This window comes from Undibacterium sp. Di26W (genome assembly GCF_049340265.1).
Classification (GTDB): domain Bacteria; phylum Pseudomonadota; class Gammaproteobacteria; order Burkholderiales; family Burkholderiaceae_D; genus Undibacterium.
This window is the reverse complement of the sequence record NZ_JBMPOR010000066.1, coordinates 1-747: the sequence shown is the minus strand read 5'-3', so window position 1 is coordinate 747 and position 747 is coordinate 1. Positions and strand designations below refer to the sequence as shown.

2 tRNA genes and 1 rRNA gene are annotated in these 747 nt (G+C 44.4%); all 3 read right to left on the bottom strand.

The window, feature by feature from the left end:
* Positions 1-368 precede the first annotated feature (368 nt).
* Positions 369-445 (bottom strand) — tRNA-Ile (locus ACO0LM_RS28650).
* A 25-nt stretch (positions 446-470) separates the two neighbouring features.
* Positions 471-546, bottom strand: a tRNA-Ala gene (locus tag ACO0LM_RS28645).
* A gap of 85 nt (positions 547-631) precedes the next feature.
* Positions 632-747 (bottom strand): 16S ribosomal RNA (locus tag ACO0LM_RS28640); the annotation flags it as partial.

Genomic DNA, 747 nt, shown 5'->3' with positions numbered 1-747 from the left:
CGTCGTGCGCAAGACCGTTATAGTTCTTTACTACTTATGAGTATTACTTTAGCGTTTGCCGTATCTCAAGGAATTTGATTTTTTCTAAAACTTGTCTTTCGACAGCTTTTCAAACTCTTTTTAATACATTGTTTGTTCGATACAATCACAACCCTTCCATAATTTCCACTCACAACTGTCGTTGCAAGCTTCTCTTTACAGAAATAATTTTGATTATTTCTACTTTACTTCTTCTAAATTGTTAAAGAACGAGAACTACTTTTATTACTCTGTCTTTCGCTTTGAAAGTACAAACCTAAATCTCAACGTTGTTTTCTGTAGCATCTTCGCTACTGCCGCTGACTTACGTTTGCACTGTCGAGATCTGGTGGTGGGTCTGGTTGGGCTCGAACCAACGACCCCCGCGTTATCAACACGGTGCTCTAACCAACTGAGCTACAGACCCGATTCCTGCGACTTCTACCAAATCTTGGTGGAGGATGACGGGATCGAACCGACGACCCCCTGCTTGCAAAGCAGGTGCTCTCCCAGCTGAGCTAATCCCCCTTTCGGGAACATGATCTCTTACCTGTGTTCTCTATTCATCATTAACAGTCAATAAGTGTGGACACTTCACTACACGCTACTCTAGAAAGGAGGTGATCCAGCCGCACCTTCCGATACGGCTACCTTGTTACGACTTCACCCCAGTCACGAACCCTGCCGTGGTAATCGCCCTCCTTGCGGTTAAGCTAACTACTTCTGGCA